Source organism: Pseudarthrobacter adonitolis, from assembly GCF_055412845.1.
Genome location: NZ_JBVAYW010000017.1, coordinates 39972 through 54650, shown reverse-complemented (window position 1 = coordinate 54650; position 14679 = coordinate 39972). Strand labels below are relative to the sequence as shown.

Here is a 14679-nt window from a genome sequence, read left to right as displayed (position 1 = left end):
CCAAGCCGCAGTCCTCATTCAAGACCACATCAACAACCACAGAAAGTAGCCAAACACCAAAAGACTGGAGGATCCCCGGAAACCCGGGGATCTTCCTGCCTTAACTCACATAAAAAAACTTCAGATTAAAGTACGACGACGGACGCTCACCCTCGCGGACAAAGTGCCCATCCGTCGTCGTACTTAAACAAAAAACGCGGAGTCACTTACGGCCCATCCCACCCTGTGGAATGGGCCCTAAGTGACCCCGCGCTGTACTTTTGGGTGCTAAAGCGTTGCGTGGGTGCTAAAGCGTTGCGAAAACTTCGCGCAGCAGCTTGGCGGTCTCGGAGGGCGTCTTGCCGACCTTTACGCCCGCAGCCTCGAGGGCTTCCTTCTTGGCCTGGGCGGTTCCGGCGGAACCGGAGACGATGGCGCCGGCGTGGCCCATGGTCTTGCCTTCGGGAGCGGTGAAGCCGGCAACGTAGCCAACAACCGGCTTGGTGACGTGTGCCTTGATGTAGTCGGCAGCACGCTCTTCAGCGTCGCCACCGATTTCGCCGATCATCACGATCGCCTTCGTCTCGGGGTCAGCCTCGAACGCGGCCAGGGCGTCGATGTGCGTGGTGCCGATGACGGGGTCGCCGCCGATGCCGACGGCGGTGGAGAAGCCGAGGTCGCGCAGTTCGTACATCATCTGGTAGGTCAGGGTTCCGGACTTGGAAACCAGGCCGATGGGGCCCTTGCCCGTGATGTTGGCCGGCGTGATGCCAACCAGCGCCTCGCCCGGCGTGATGATGCCGGGGCAGTTCGGGCCGATGATGCGGGTGACCTGCTTGCCGTCGGCGTCAACCGTGGCCTGGGCCAGGGCCCAGAACTCGGCGGAATCCTGGACCGGCACGCCTTCGGTGATGACTACGACCAGGCCGATGCCTGCCTCGATGGCCTCAACCACGGCGTTCTTGGTGAATGCCGGCGGGACGAAGACGATGGAGACGTCGGCGCCGGTTTCGGCCATGGCTTCCTTGACGGTGCCAAAGACGGTGATTTCGGTGCCGCTGTGCAGGACCGTGGTGCCGGCCTTACGGGCGTTGACGCCACCAACAATGTTGGTGCCGGCCTTCAGCATCAGGGCGGTGTGCTTGGTGCCTTCGCCGCCGGTGATGCCCTGGACGATGACCTTGGAGTCCTTGTTCAGATAGATAGACATGGTGCGTCCCTTTACTTAGCTGCGTTGGAGAGCTCGGCGGCCTTGTCGGCGCCCTCGTCCATGGTGGCGGCCAGGGTAACCAGCGGGTGGTTGGCCTCGGCCAGGATGCGGCGGCCTTCTTCAACGTTGTTGCCGTCGAGGCGGACTACCAGCGGCTTGTTCGCGGAGTGGCCCAGCTCAGCCAGCGCGCCAACGATGCCCTTGGCAACGGCGTCACACGCGGTGATGCCACCGAAAACGTTCACGAACACGGACTTGACCTGCGGGTCGCCCAGGATGACGTCGAGGCCGGCGGCCATGACCTCGGCGGAAGCTCCACCGCCGATGTCCAGGAAGTTGGCGGGCTTGACGTTGCCATGGTTTTCGCCGGCGTAGGCAACAACGTCCAGGGTGGACATGACCAGGCCTGCACCGTTGCCGATGATGCCCACTTCACCGTCCAGCTTGACGTAGTTCAGGTCCTGCGCCTTGGCCTTGGCCTCGAGCGGATCTGCAGCGTCCTTGTCTTCAAGGAGGGCGTGCTTGGCGTGGCGGAAGTCGGCGTTCTCGTCGAGGGAGACCTTGCCGTCCAGTGCCACGATGTCGCCGGCGCCGGTCTTGACCAGCGGGTTGACCTCAACGAGGGTGGCGTCTTCCTTCTTGAAAACGTCCCAGAGCTTGAGGATCACGGCGGCGACTTTGCCGCGCAGTTCCTCATCGAAGCCTGCAGCTGCGACGATTTCGTCAGCCTTGGCCTGGTCGATGCCCACAGCGGGATCGATGGCGATCTTGGCGAGCGCCTCGGGGCGTTCGACGGCGAGCTGTTCGATTTCCATGCCGCCTTCTACCGAGCACATGGCCAGGTAGTTGCGGTTGGCCCGGTCCAGCAGAACGGAGAAGTAGTACTCCTCGGCAATGTCGGCACCCTGGGCAATCATCACCTTGTTAACGGTGTGGCCCTTGATGTCCATGCCCAGGATGTTGGTGGAGTGCTCAAACGCCTCATCGGCGGTCTTGGCAACCTTGACGCCGCCAGCCTTACCGCGGCCACCGGCCTTAACCTGGGCCTTAACGACAGTTACGCCGCCGATTTTCTCGGCAGCTGCCTTTGCTTCTTCTGGGGTGTACGCCACGATGCCGGCAAGCACGGGTACACCGTGCGCCTCGAACATATCGCGCGCCTGGTATTCAAACAGGTCCACGGTTTAGTGTCCTTCTACGTCGAAGTAGTTTCTGTACAGTCGGGCACCGTCGAAGACGATGACCGGGCTGCGGATTGCCTGCACCTGAAGCCAGTTCGGAAACGGGCCCCACTGCGCAATGCTCCATTCGGAACTCTAGTCCTCTATAAGGACCGGCCGTTCCACAGTACCGCTTATGTGAGTAACGACACTATTCTATGGAGCGTAGAAAAACGCCTAGATTACGGGGTTTTTGAGGCCTCCGCGGGTGGCGGGGATGCTGTTGCCGCTTCCTTGGAAATAAGTTCGTAGCGGTCCCGGGCCACAAAGAATCCGACGCCCGCCGAGACGTTTCCGCATGCCACGCCGCCGTTATAGGCCGAACAGCGCAGCCCGTTCCGTTCCAGGTTCTGGCCCTCCGCGAGGACCGGCAGTTCCGTCAGCGGACCGCTCTTGGTTCCTTTCGGACCGTAGGCTGCCTCCATTTGTGTGACGCCGGAACGGCACTCCCCGTATTTTGCCTTGTCCGGGCTGAGTAGCGCCGTTCCGCCCAGATAGCCCAGCCCGGTGCCGGCACAATCGTCCTTGATGTCGCCCGCGGCAGGCTTGGGATACCCGGCAAGCTCACAATGCGCCACGGGGACGGTGGCGAGCTTGTTGTTGGCCGCGTCGCTGAAGCTGTTCGACTCATACGGGAGGTTGAGATGTTCCCCGCGGGCCGACGTCAGGGAACACACAATGCTCCGGTCCTCCGTGATGAAGGACAGGACGTCTCCGCTGGCCCTGAACGCGGCGGGGTCGGCCAGCGCTGCCTGTTCGAGTTGCTCCATAGCCGGCAGCGGCGGCGGAACCACGTACCCCGGGTCCTCGGTGGTGATGCTGCAGGCAGTGCCCGCCAGCAGGAAGAAGGCGGCCAGGATCCCCAATACAGTCCGTCGCATGGCACCCATTATGCCCCGGTAGCGGTCTCAGCCCGGCGTACGCCTGCCCGCGGCCTCCACGACTGCGGCGGCAGCTTCAGCGGGATCCTCACGGTCGAACTGCACCTGCATCTTCCGTGCGCGGCTTTTCCAGCCGGGATCCGCCAAGACCTTTCCCACTGCAGCGGCAATGTCGGCGGGCTTGGGTGACTCCGTTCTGAGGTTAATGCCGACGCCGGCGTATTCCACCCGGGCGTTAACATCACTTTTGCCCTCGTTGATGCCCGACACCACCAACGGAACACCCTTGGACAGGCTCAGCTGCACACCGCCAAATCCGCCGTTGGTGATGAAAACATCCGTGAAGTCAAAGACCTCCGCGAAGTCCACGTAGTCCCGCACCGCCACGTTGGGCTGCGCGTAGCGGGCTTTCAACGCCTCGGTGCCGTGCCCGCCGGTTGCGACGATGACCAACGCATCCATGTCCTTGACCGCTTCAAGTGACGGAACGATGAGTTTGTCCTGGTCGAGGTTGTCCACAGTTCCCTGGGTGACAACGAGTGTTGCGGGATAGGACCGGGGAAACCCGCCGTCCCCGCCAGAACCCGTGGCGGCCTGCCCAGCCGCCCGGTACGGCAGGAGCGCACCGACGTAGTGCACTTTGGGGTTGACCCGGCGCCGCGGGAAATCGAGGGATTCCGGGCCGGTCTGGATAATGGCGTCTGAGCACCGATAGGGTTCGTCCGTCAGCCGGCCTTCCCTCGGAACAGCCTGGCCGTAGGCGGCGTGCTGCCGGCGGTAGCTTTGGCTGGCCGGCCGAAGGATGACCTTGTCCGACAGCAGCCCCGCCAGGCCTTGGACCGCCTTCTCCACAGGATTGCGGGGTGGTTTGAATCCGAAGAAGAGCGGGGGTACCTGCTGGTCGCTTTCCAGGTTGGGGATCGCGGCAAAATTTACCACCGGCCTGCCCATCAAATGGGAGACGAGGCGATGAATGAACATGGAGCTGTCCACCACGGCAACGTCGAACGGATACTGCTGCGCGACCTCACGGATGTCCTCGAAGAAGTGGCTGACGTTGCTGGCGAAAATTTTCTCGCCGTCAAAGCCGATGGCCCGTGGGCCCTTGAGCTTGGCCCGCTCCGGATAGAGCTCATTGAGGTTGTCCGCGCGGTGCTCGATGGCTCTGCGGAAGGGGAAGTGCTGGACTCCCATTCCGGCGAGCCTGTCTGCATAGACGGGACCCGTGTACCAGGCCACCTCGTGGCCGCGGCCCTTGAGCCGCATCGCCACGCCCGTCATGGGGTTGAAATGGCCGTCAATGGCCTGGCTGGCGAACAGAATCTTCACGGTGGTGCCCCGAATCTGCTGTGCTCAAATGGCCTGCGCTTCATTGGTTTCCCGGCTACGGGCGCGTTCCTGAACTGTAAGCCAGCCGGGGTCCGCGGACAAGGGCCAGCGTGGTTAGGCGTCGAGCTTCGTCAGCGGCGCGTACCGGAGCAGGAGACGCTTCTCGCCGACGTCGAACTTCACCTTGGCGACCGTCTTGTCCCCCGCGCCTTCCAGCGCCAGCACCGTGCCGTTGCCGAAGCTGGTGTGGTTGACCTTGTCGCCCACACTGACGGCCACAATCTCCTTCTGCGGCTGGACCCGGTTCTTGGCGATGGCCGCGGGAACGTCCGCGTTGAAGCCCGCCGACGAGTCGGCCGCCGCACCGCGGGACGTGCCGGCGCCCCAGAAGGATCCGCCGTAACGGCTGGAGCCGATCGACGCACTGCTCCCCCACCCGCCGGACTGCCGGCTGGTGCCTTCGCGTTTCCACTCCAGCAACTCGGCGGGAATTTCCTCGAGGAACTGACTGGCCGGGTTGTACTGGCTTTGGCCCCACATGCTGCGCACCTCGGACCGGGTGACGTAGAGGCGCTTGCGCGCGCGGGTCAGGCCCACGTAGGCCAGCCGGCGTTCCTCGGCGAGTTCCTTGGGGTCCGTGGCCGAGCGCTGGTGCGGAAACAGGCCGTGTTCCATACCGGTCAGGAACACCACCGGGAATTCGAGCCCCTTGGCGGTGTGGAGGGTCATGAGCGTGACCACGCCCAGGCGTTTGGCTTCCGCGACGGCGGCGTCGATGTCCGCTCCCGGTGCGTCCGGGATCTGGTCGGCATCAGCCACCAGGGACACCTGTTCCAGGAAGGCGCCCAGGGACCCTTCCGGGTTCTCCTGTTCGTATTCACGTACGACGGCGACGAGTTCCGCCAGGTTCTCCACGCGGGACTCATCCTGTGGATCAGTGCTGGAACGCAGCCCGGCAAGGTAGCCGGTCTGTTCCAGGACGGCCTCCAGCGCAGCGGCGGCACCCGAACCGGAGGCAACCTCTGCGAGGTCGTCCAGCAGTTTCACAAACCCGAGGACAGCGTTGACGGAACGGGTGGCCATGCCGGGAGCTTCTTCAGCCCGCCGGGCGGCGGCCATGAACGACATTCGTTCGCGCTGGGCCAGCGCGGCCACGGCACCTTCGGCGCGGTCACCAATGCCGCGCTTGGGTTCGTTGAGCACCCGGCGCAGGTTGACGTCGTCGTCCGGGTTCACCAATACCCGGAGGTACGCGAGGGCGTCCTTGATTTCCTTGCGGTCGTAGAAGCGCGTGCCGCCCACCACCTTGTACGGCAGGCCAACCCGGACCAGCACATCCTCAATGGAACGGGACTGCGCGTTGGTGCGGTAGAAAATGGCGACGTCACCGGGGCGAAGGTTGTCCTCGTCCTGGAGCCGGTCAATCTCCTTGGCAATGAACTGGGCCTCGGCGTGCTCGTTCTCGCCCACGTAGCCGATGATCTTGTGGCCCTCGCCCTCGGCGGTCCACAGCCGCTTCTCGGGGCGGTTCGGGTTGCGTGAGATCACGGAGTTCGCCGCGCTGAGGATGTTCTGGGTGGAGCGGTAGTTCTGCTCCAGTTTGATGGTGCGGGCGTCCGGGTAGTCCTTCTCGAATTCGACGATGTTGCGGATGTCGGCGCCGCGGAAGGCGTAGATGGACTGGTCGGAGTCGCCGACGACGGTGAGCTCGGACGCCCCGGGGCCCTCACCCACCATCTCGCGGACCAGCGCGTACTGGGCGTGGTTGGTGTCCTGGTACTCGTCCACGAGGACGTGCCGGAACCGCCGCCGGTAGGAATCGGCGAGCGCCGGGAAGGCACGGAACATGTAGACGGTCTCGGCGATGAGGTCATCGAAGTCCATGGCGTTGGCCTGGCGCAGCCGCTGGGTGTAGCCCTTGAAGACCTCGGCCACTGCCTGTTCGAACGGATCGTTGTAGTTCGCGGACGACGAGTAGGAGTCGGCGTCGATGAGCTCGTTCTTGAGTGCTGAGATCTTGTGCTGGATGGCCTTGGGCGCGAACCGCTTGGGATCCAGGTCCAGGCTCTTGGAGACCTGGATGACCAGCCGCAGCGAGTCCGCGGAGTCGTAGATGGAGAAGTTCGACTTCCGGCCAACGTTGGCCGCCTCCTGGCGCAGGATACGCACGCAGGACGAGTGGAACGTGGAGATCCACATGATCTTGGCCCGACCACCCACCAGCGCAGCGATGCGCTCCCGCATCTCGGCGGCGGCCTTGTTGGTGAACGTGATAGCCAGGATCTCACCGTGATGCGCGCGGCGGGTGGCAATAAGGTACGCGATCCGGTTGCTGAGGACGCGGGTTTTTCCCGAGCCGGCGCCGGCCACAATGAGCAGGGCGCCGCCTGCGTGCGTGACGGCCTCCTCCTGCTGCGGGTTAAGTCCCTGCAGGAGTTCCTCGGCATTCGGCCTGTGGTGGGCCGGCTCGCCGTTGCCATCATGAGCGGGCTGCTGGTTCGCCCAGCCGCCATTGCGCTGGGCACCTTGTTCTGCTGCGTGTTCGGGGCCGTTGGCGGACCCGCCAACGGCCCCGCCGCCCGGTCCGCTGCCAGGCCCGCCACCACCGAATTCGGCGGCCGCGGCAAGGCCTTCCGGGCGCGACTTGGTGCGTGCGGAGGCTGGCGCGGCGGCCTTGAACGGTCCGTCAGAGTACGGGTCAAACAACATATCCATGGTGCCTACAAGTCTAGGCGGTGGGGCTGACAGTCAGGTCCAGCCTGTGGATAACACCGCTAGCCCAACCCCGGAAGCGCGCAAAGGCCGGCCCGGACTCAGGCCACTGACCCCGACTCGAGGGCCGCACGCAACTCCCGCACCGCCGTCGTGCCTCCCGCCATAAACCATTCCAGGCCGTTGATCCAGACAGTGTCCGTGGCGCCGCCGGCGGCGCGGACGATCGCCTTGCCCGGCAGCCAGTCCCATTCCGGGCAGCTGTGCTGGAACCAGCATCCCAGCTGGCCATCGGCCACCCTGCCCAGGTCGCAGGACCCGGAGCCGAACATCCGCAGCGTCGCGGCGGAGGTGGCAGCAGCGTGCCACGGCATGGCGCAGAGCGGATCCATCAGCCAGGTGGGGTGGATGTAGGTGGCTGCGCCGAGTTCGGCGAGCGCGGTTACGTTGCGGGCCACGCCGCCCTGGACAGCGCCCTTGTCCCGGTAGGCGGTCAGCACTTCGCCATTCAGCGTGGCTGCGTGGGCCTTGCCGCCGAGCCAGAGTTTGTCCTCGTCGGGCTGGAAAATCGCGCCGAGCAGGACATCGGACGAGTCCTTCAGCGCGAGGGCCGAGCACCAGTACGTGGATCCGTGCAGGAAGTTGTAGGTGCCGTCCACCGGGTCGATCACCCAGGTGCGGCCGCTGGTGCCGGCCACCGAGGCGCCCTCCTCCCCCAGGATGCCATCCTCCGGCCGGCAGCGCTGCAACTGCCCCAGCACATATGCTTCCGCAGCGTGGTCCGCGGCGGTCACCACGTCGGAGATAGAGGTTTTCTGCTGGGACTGCAGCCCGGCCATGCGCATCAGGAGCGCCAGCTGCCCGGCCTCGCGCACCAGCGCGGATGCCAGCTGGGAGTCGTCCAGGGCGGGGTCAAGTTCAAGGGCGCTGTGCCGGCCAGTGGTCATGGACCCAGTTTAGGTGGCGGGATAATGGTGCCATGGCCAAAACCCCAGCGCAGCGGATCAAGAAGCACGGCTCCAAGGCGGCTGTTCCGCAGCACAGCCTTCCGCCGGTCATCAACCCCACCACCAGCCGTTCGCCGCAGAAGGCCCAGAACAACACCAACCTGATTCTCATCGCGGGCGTGGTGGCCAGCCTGTTCCTGTTCTGGTACGTCCACCTGCTCACGCTGCAGCAGCTCACCCAGCTCTCCGGCGGCCTGGCCATGCCGGACTCCCTGGTGGGCGGTTTTGACACCGGCTATGTGGGCCAACTGCACGCCGCCATGGACAACGACGCCCGCGGCCAGCTCAACTACGTCCACAAGACTGCCGGCACGCTGTTCCCGCTCATTTTCGGCTTCACGTGGCTGCTCCTGATCGGAACCAACGTAGCCAGCAAGACGCTCCGCTGGGCACTCTGGGCTGTCCCGCTGCTGTTTGTGGTGGTCCGGCTGTGGGGCAACGCCGCCATCGACGCCGCACTGGCGTCGGAAACGGCCGACGCCGGCCAGGTCGCCTTGGCGTCCACGCTCACCGTTGCGGGGTGGGTTCTGTTCGTCCTCAGCCTGCTGGCAGGGGCAACCGTGGTGGTGCTGAACTTCCGGCGAGGCAAGGCGGCCAGCTGACTCGCTCCGCCTCATCGATTGCTCCGTAACGGCCCTTTTGAGCCCCCTAAACGGCGCTTACGGAGCAGTCGACGAGGTGACAGAGGCGCGCCGGTCCTTGCGCTGTCGGTGCACACGTTGGGCGATCACCAGGCCCGCGGCCGCCACTCCCACAGTGACGGGGTAGCCCATCAGCCGTTCCAGGGTGCCCGGCTCCGGCACGTCCATCCCCGTGAGACCGCCGGTCACCAGCGCGGCGAGCGACACCAGCCCGCACACCAGCACGAACCACCCCAGGGGCGTCTGCCGCAGCCACAGCGCACCGAGCAGCAGCAGGGCCAGCGCGCCGGCGACGAAGTACATCAGCGCCCCGGTGAAGTGCCAGCCGGAGCCGACGTCCTCCGGCACCAAGCCCACGATCATGGTCCCCGCACCGGCGGTGCCGGTCAGGATCCGCACACCCACGGCCGCCAGCCAGGGCTTCCGACGCCCCGGCTGGACCCGGGCCCCGCCCCGCGCGGCGACACACAGCAGCCCCGAACCCAGCAGCAGCGCACCGAGCAGCATCCCCAGCCCCTGGACCACAAACGAGGCGTTCATCAGCCAATGCAGCGGCGAACACACGTCCCGCCCGTCGTAGATCCCGCAGTTAAGCGCGCCGAGGTCGCTGATGTAGCCGGTCCGGCGGTCGTAGGGCTGCGGGCCGGCCCAGGCGCCGATCACGGCCGATTCCGCCACAAAATACTGCAGGACGCTCAGCACGGACCAGGCGCCGATGTACTGGCGGGTGGAGGCCGTATCCGGGAGGTAGGCCACGGCGGGGGCGGATGTCGGGGCTGATCTCATGCCAAGAGCGTAGTACGGGCTCCCACCTTGTATGCTTGTATCCGTGTCCGGACGGACCGGCCTTGCCGGTAAAGCGGATGCGCGCCCTCGTAGCTCAGTGGATAGAGCACGGCTCTCCTAAAGCCGGTGTCGTTGGTTCGATTCCAATCGAGGGCACTTGAACCTTCCTTCACCGGAGTTTGACCTCCGCGCCTACCTGCTCGGCCCCCCGCAGGCCGGGAACTTGTCCGTTGAGGGACACTGGGCCGTTGAACGGCAGCTGGTGGACCGGGCGGCCGGCACCCACGGAACCTTTTCCGGCGTCGTGCGTTTTTCCCCCGGGGACGACGGCGGCCTGGCCTTCCGCGAAGACGGCACCATGCGCTGGCCCACCTTTACCGGCCCCGCCTCGCGTGAATACGTCCTGAAACCCGCCGACCGGCCCGACGCCCTGGACGTGGTTTTTGCCGACGGGCGGCCCTTCCACCGGATGAGTTTCACACCCGAGGCCAACCTGGACCAGCACTGGTGCGATCCTGATACCTACCGCGTGGCCTACAACTACGAAGGCCCGGACACGTTCAGTTACACGTGGGATGTGACCGGCCCGCGCAAGGACCTGATACTGACGTCCACCCTGAAGCGGCAGGTCTGAACAGGTTGCCCTGAACAGGCTAGGCTCGGAACCGTGAAAGCCCGCATTGTTGTCTCCGCCGTCTGTGTCTTCGACGACGCCGGCCGGCTCCTGACCGTCCGCAAGCGCGGCACCAGCATGTTTATGCACCCCGGCGGCAAGCCCGAGGCCGGTGAAACCGCCGTCCACGCCGCGGCGCGGGAACTTCTGGAGGAAGTGGGGATCGTGGTGGAACCGCGCGAGCTGGAGCTGATGGGCATCTGGATCGCCGACGCCGCCAACGAGGCCGCCACGGACATCGAAGCGACAGTGTTTACGGCACCCGGAACCTGGACGGCGCACCCCTCCGCTGAGATCGCCGAGATCCGCTGGCTGGACCTGGCAGCGCTGGATCGGGGCGCACCGCTGCCCGCGGACCTCGCCCCGCTCCTGACGGACCACATCCTGCCCGAACTGGCCGCACTCCGCCGCTGAGGAGTGAGATCCCGGCGCTTCAGCCCGGGCTAAGCGCCGAAACCTCACCCCTCGATGGGGCTAGAACTCCGGAACGGCTTCGGCTGCCACGGCCGTAGCCTCGGCGAACTGCGTCCGGTAGAGCTCGGCGTACCGGCCCTCGGCGGCGAGTAGATCGGTATGGTTCCCGCGTTCCACGATCTGCCCGTCCTCCACCACCAGAATGACGTCTGCGGCACGGATGGTGGACAGCCGGTGGGCAATCACGACGGCGGTGCGCCCCTCGAGCGCGGCGCCCAGGGCCGCCTGCACGGCGGCTTCGTTCGTGGAATCCAGTGCGGCGGTGGCCTCGTCGAGGATAACCACCCGCGGCTGGGAGATCAGCAGCCGCGCGATGGTCAGGCGCTGGCGTTCACCGCCGGAGAGCCGGTAGCCGCGCTCCCCCACTACGGTGTCCAGGCCGTCGGGCAGGGACCGGATCATGGTCTCGAGGCGGGCCTGCCGGATGGCGTCCCACATGTCCTCTTCGGTGGCGTCCGGCCGGGCGAGCCGGAGGTTTGAGGCAATGGATTCGTGGAAGAGGTGTCCGTCCTGGGTGACCATGCCCAGCGTGTCCCGCAGGGAATCGAAGGTGGCGTCCCGGACGTCCAGACCCGACCCCGGCAGAGTGCCACCGAGCCGCACGGCACCGGAATCGACGTCGTACAGCCGGGAAAGCAGCTGCGCGATGGTGGACTTTCCGGCACCCGAGGAGCCCACCAGGGCGACGGTCTGCCCGGGTTCCACCCTGAAGCTGATGCCATGCAGCACCTCTTCGCCGCCGCGGGTGTCCAGGGTGGACACTTCCTCGAGCGAGGCCAGCGAGACCTTGTCCGCCGAGGGGTAGGCGAAGCGGACGCCGTCGAACTCCACCGAAACGTGTCCCGGCGGGATGGCCACGGCGTCGGGCTTCTGCTGGATCAGGGGTTTGAGGTCCAGGATCTCGAAAACCCGCTCGAAGCTGACCAGGGCACTCATGATTTCCACCCGGGCGTTGGACAGGGCGGTGAGCGGGGCGTACAGGCGGGTCAGCAGCAGTGCCAGCACCACGACGTCGCCCGCGGCGAGCTGCCCGCCGATGGCCAGCCAGCCGCCCAGGCCGTAGACCAGGGCCAGGGCAAGGGCGGATACCAGCGTCAGCGCGGTGACGAAGGTGAACTGCAGCATGGCCGTGCGGACGCCGATGTCCCGGACCCGGCCGGCCCGGACAGCGAACTCGCGGGATTCCTCATCCGGCCGGCCGAAGAGCTTCACCAGCGTGGCGCCCGGAGCGGAGAACCGCTCGGTCATCTGGGTGCCCATGGCTGCGTTGTGGTCTGCGGCCTCACGGCGCAGGTCCGCGAGCCGGGAGCCCATCCGGCGGGCGGGGATAAGGAAGATCGGCAACAGGACCATCGCCAGCACGGTGACCTGCCAGGACGTCCCCAGCATCACGATCAGCGTCAGGACCAGGGCCACCACGTTGCTGACCACGCCGGACAGGGTGCCGGCGAACGCGGACTGGGCGCCGATGACGTCGTTGTTCAGGCGGCTGACCAGGGCGCCGGTGCGGGTGCGGGTGAAGAACGCGATGGGCATCTTCTGCACATGATCAAAGACCCTGGTGCGCAGGTCCACGATCACGCCTTCGCCGATGTTGGAGGACAGCCAGCGGCTGACGAGTCCCAGGCCGGCTTCGGCCACGGCCACCACGGCGATCAGCATGGCCAGCCGGATCACTTCGTCCGTGCCGGCCTTGGCCACGATGGCATCAACCACCTGGCCGGCCAGCACGGGCGTGGCCACAGCCAGGAACGCCATCACAATGGACAGCGCCACAAACGCGATCAGTTTTGTCCGGTGGGGGCGCGCGAAACCCAGGACCCGCTTCAGGGTGGCCTTGGAGAAGGGCCGGGAGCCGCTCTTGGCCCGGGAAATGTTGTACAGGGAGTGCCAGGCAACGCCGTCCATGCTCATCGCTGTTGCTCCGTCGCGCGTGCCATCAGTTCAGTTACCGTTCCGTTGTCCACATTCCACCGTACATCCAGCCGCACGTTCTCCAGCAGCCTCCGGTCGTGGGTCACCAGCAGCAGCGCGCCCTCGTAGCTTTCCAGGGCCTCTTCCAGCTGCTCGATGGCGGGCAGGTCCAAGTGGTTGGTGGGTTCGTCCAAGACCAGCAGGTTCACCCCGCGTGCCTGCAGCAGCGCCAATGCAGCGCGGGTGCGTTCCCCCGGCGACAGGGAATCCACGGGGCGTGTGGTGTGGTCCGCCTTCAGCCCGAACTTGGCCAGCAGGGTGCGGACCTCCGCCGGCGTCAGGTCCGTGAGCACGGCTTCGACGGCGTCGCCAAGGTTGAGGTGGCCGGCCAGCAGTCCGCGGGCCTGGTCAATTTCGCCGATGGCCACCGAGGCGCCCATGGCGGCGTTTCCGGCGTCCGGCGCCTGCACGCCCAGGAGCAGGCGCAGCAGCGTCGACTTTCCGGCTCCGTTGGGGCCGGTGATGCCGATCCGCTCCCCCGCGTTGAGCTGCAGGTTCACCGGGCCCAGCGTGAAGCTTCCCTGCTGAACGACGGCGTCACGCAGGGTGGCCACCACCGCACTGGACCGGGGCGCCTGGCCAATGGTGAACTGCAGCTGCCATTCCTTCCGCGGCTCCTCCACCACGTCCAGCCGGGCGATCCTGGATTCCATCTGCCGGACCTTCTGGGCCTGCTTTTCTGACGACTCGGTGCTGGCGGCACGGCGGATCTTGTCATTGTCCGGGCTCTTCTTCATGGCGTTCCGCACGCCCTGGGAGCTCCACTCGCGCTGGGTCCGGGCACGGGAGACCAGATCTGCCTTGGTGGAGGCGAACTCCTCGAACTTTTCCCTCGCGTGGCGCCGCGCCACGGCGCGCTCCTCCAGGAAGGCCTCGTAGCCGCCGTCGTACACAGCGACGGAATTCTGCGCCAGATCCAGTTCCACAATGGTGGTCACGCAGCGGGCCAGGAACTCGCGGTCATGGGAGACCAGCACCACACCGCCGCGCAGGCCCTGGACAAAAGCCTCCAGCTTGGCCAGGCCGGCCAGGTCAAGGTCGTTGGTGGGCTCGTCCAGCAGCACAACATCGAACCGGCTGAGCAGGAGCGCAGCGAGGGCCACGCGGGCGGCCTGGCCGCCGGAGAGTCCGGTCATGGGAGCGTCTGCGCCCGTGTCCAGGCCGAGGTCAGCCAGGACGGGCGGGATGCGTTCGTCGAGGTCTGCCGCGCCCGACGCCATCCAGCGGTCAAAGGCCAGGGAGTAGGCGTCATCGGCTCCCGGTGCGCCGGAGCCCAGAGCCTCTGCGGTGGACTCCATCTCCACGGTCGCCTGGGCGCAGCCGGTCCGGCGGGCGATGTAGCCGGCCACAGTCTCGCCTGCGACGCGCTCGTGTTCCTGGGGCAGCCAGCCTACAAAGGCATCGGCGGGGGCGAGGCTGACGCTGCCGCCCTGGGGCTGGTCCACGCCAGCCAGCAGGCGCAGCAGGGTGGATTTGCCGGCGCCGTTGGCGCCCACCACACCCACCACGTCGCCGGGGGCCACCGTGAGGGAGAGTTTGGCGAACAGCGTCCGGTGGTCGTGGCCGCCGGAAAGATCTTTGGCAACAAGGGTTGCAGTCATAGGTTGGTCCATCCTCTCGCCGCCGCCCGGCCGGAGGAGCCCGCCTGAATCGGCCCGAAACTGCGGTAAATCCGCAATATGCCGCCCCGCTAAGTGCCGGGGCACTAAAGAGCCCGCCGGTCCGGACTTGGGGGGTGTACGGACCAACGGGCTCGACCATCAAGCATAGTCGACTCAGCACGCCGCACCAAA

12 protein-coding genes and 1 tRNA gene are annotated in these 14679 nt (G+C 66.2%); 4 read left to right on the top strand and 9 right to left on the bottom strand.

The window, feature by feature from the left end:
- Positions 1–286 precede the first annotated feature (286 nt).
- From sucD to ACZYZ4_RS15195, 6 genes are all read right to left on the bottom strand, one after another.
- Positions 287–1189: a succinate--CoA ligase subunit alpha gene (gene sucD / locus ACZYZ4_RS15220; RefSeq protein ID WP_463862211.1), complete on the bottom strand. Its 903-nt coding sequence runs from the start codon at positions 1187–1189 to the stop codon at positions 287–289.
- Positions 1190–1200: 11 nt separating this feature from the next.
- Positions 1201–2370 (bottom strand): ADP-forming succinate--CoA ligase subunit beta, encoded by a 1170-nt coding sequence (gene sucC, locus ACZYZ4_RS15215; RefSeq protein WP_463862210.1) that lies wholly within the window; start codon positions 2368–2370, stop codon positions 1201–1203.
- A gap of 221 nt (positions 2371–2591) precedes the next feature.
- Complete coding sequence (locus ACZYZ4_RS15210) at positions 2592–3299, bottom strand: hypothetical protein (RefSeq protein WP_463862209.1); 708 nt, start codon at positions 3297–3299, stop codon at positions 2592–2594.
- A gap of 18 nt (positions 3300–3317) precedes the next feature.
- Positions 3318–4619, bottom strand: coding sequence for a glycosyltransferase (locus ACZYZ4_RS15205; protein WP_463862208.1), 1302 nt, complete (start codon positions 4617–4619; stop codon positions 3318–3320).
- A 114-nt stretch (positions 4620–4733) separates the two neighbouring features.
- Positions 4734–7334 carry a DNA helicase PcrA gene (gene pcrA, locus ACZYZ4_RS15200; protein ID WP_463862207.1) on the bottom strand — a complete coding sequence of 867 codons (2601 nt, stop codon included), beginning with the start codon at positions 7332–7334 and terminating at the stop codon, positions 4734–4736.
- 98 nt (positions 7335–7432) lie between these two features.
- Positions 7433–8278, bottom strand: coding sequence for an inositol monophosphatase family protein (locus ACZYZ4_RS15195; RefSeq protein WP_463862206.1), 846 nt, complete (start codon positions 8276–8278; stop codon positions 7433–7435).
- Positions 8279–8310: 32 nt separating this feature from the next.
- On the opposite strand from ACZYZ4_RS15195, the gene ACZYZ4_RS15190 reads away from it, so the two are divergent.
- On the top strand, positions 8311–8940 hold the full coding sequence (locus ACZYZ4_RS15190; protein ID WP_463862205.1) for a hypothetical protein: 630 nt from the start codon (positions 8311–8313) through the stop codon (positions 8938–8940).
- Between the two features lie 57 nt (positions 8941–8997).
- On the opposite strand, the gene ACZYZ4_RS15185 is transcribed toward ACZYZ4_RS15190, so the two are convergent.
- Positions 8998–9765, bottom strand: a complete 768-nt coding sequence (locus ACZYZ4_RS15185; RefSeq protein ID WP_463862204.1) for a DUF998 domain-containing protein — start codon at positions 9763–9765, stop codon at positions 8998–9000.
- An 83-nt stretch (positions 9766–9848) separates the two neighbouring features.
- Between ACZYZ4_RS15185 and ACZYZ4_RS15180 the strand changes: the two genes are divergently transcribed.
- From ACZYZ4_RS15180 to ACZYZ4_RS15170, 3 genes are all read left to right on the top strand, one after another.
- Positions 9849–9921 (top strand) — tRNA-Arg (locus ACZYZ4_RS15180).
- Position 9922: 1 nt separating this feature from the next.
- On the top strand, positions 9923–10399 hold the full coding sequence (locus tag ACZYZ4_RS15175) for a DUF6314 family protein (protein ID WP_463862202.1): 477 nt from the start codon (positions 9923–9925) through the stop codon (positions 10397–10399).
- Between the two features lie 33 nt (positions 10400–10432).
- On the top strand, positions 10433–10852 hold the full coding sequence (locus tag ACZYZ4_RS15170) for an NUDIX hydrolase (RefSeq protein WP_463862201.1): 420 nt from the start codon (positions 10433–10435) through the stop codon (positions 10850–10852).
- 60 nt (positions 10853–10912) lie between these two features.
- On the opposite strand, the gene ACZYZ4_RS15165 is transcribed toward ACZYZ4_RS15170, so the two are convergent.
- Positions 10913–12826 (bottom strand): ABC transporter ATP-binding protein, encoded by a 1914-nt coding sequence (locus tag ACZYZ4_RS15165; protein WP_463862200.1) that lies wholly within the window; start codon positions 12824–12826, stop codon positions 10913–10915.
- Complete coding sequence (locus ACZYZ4_RS15160; RefSeq protein WP_463862199.1) at positions 12823–14487, bottom strand: ABC-F family ATP-binding cassette domain-containing protein; 1665 nt, start codon at positions 14485–14487, stop codon at positions 12823–12825. The genes ACZYZ4_RS15165 and ACZYZ4_RS15160 overlap by 4 nt, the downstream gene beginning before the upstream one ends.
- Positions 14488–14679: the final 192 nt, after the last annotated feature.

Bases quoted from the DNA above. Each gene is read 5' to 3' on its own strand.
- ACZYZ4_RS15210 (WP_463862209.1), bottom strand. From the start codon at position 3,299: ATGGGTGCCATGCGACGGACTGTATTGGGGATCCTGGCCGCCTTCTTC.
- ACZYZ4_RS15185 (WP_463862204.1), bottom strand. From the start codon at position 9,765: ATGAGATCAGCCCCGACATCCGCCCCCGCCGTGGCCTACCTCCCGGAT.
- ACZYZ4_RS15195 (WP_463862206.1), bottom strand. From the start codon at position 8,278: ATGACCACTGGCCGGCACAGCGCCCTTGAACTTGACCCCGCCCTGGAC.
- ACZYZ4_RS15165 (WP_463862200.1), bottom strand. From the start codon at position 12,826: ATGAGCATGGACGGCGTTGCCTGGCACTCCCTGTACAACATTTCCCGG.
- pcrA (WP_463862207.1), bottom strand. From the start codon at position 7,334: ATGGATATGTTGTTTGACCCGTACTCTGACGGACCGTTCAAGGCCGCC.
- ACZYZ4_RS15190 (WP_463862205.1), top strand. From the start codon at position 8,311: ATGGCCAAAACCCCAGCGCAGCGGATCAAGAAGCACGGCTCCAAGGCG.
- sucD (WP_463862211.1), bottom strand. From the start codon at position 1,189: ATGTCTATCTATCTGAACAAGGACTCCAAGGTCATCGTCCAGGGCATC.
- ACZYZ4_RS15160 (WP_463862199.1), bottom strand. From the start codon at position 14,487: ATGACTGCAACCCTTGTTGCCAAAGATCTTTCCGGCGGCCACGACCAC.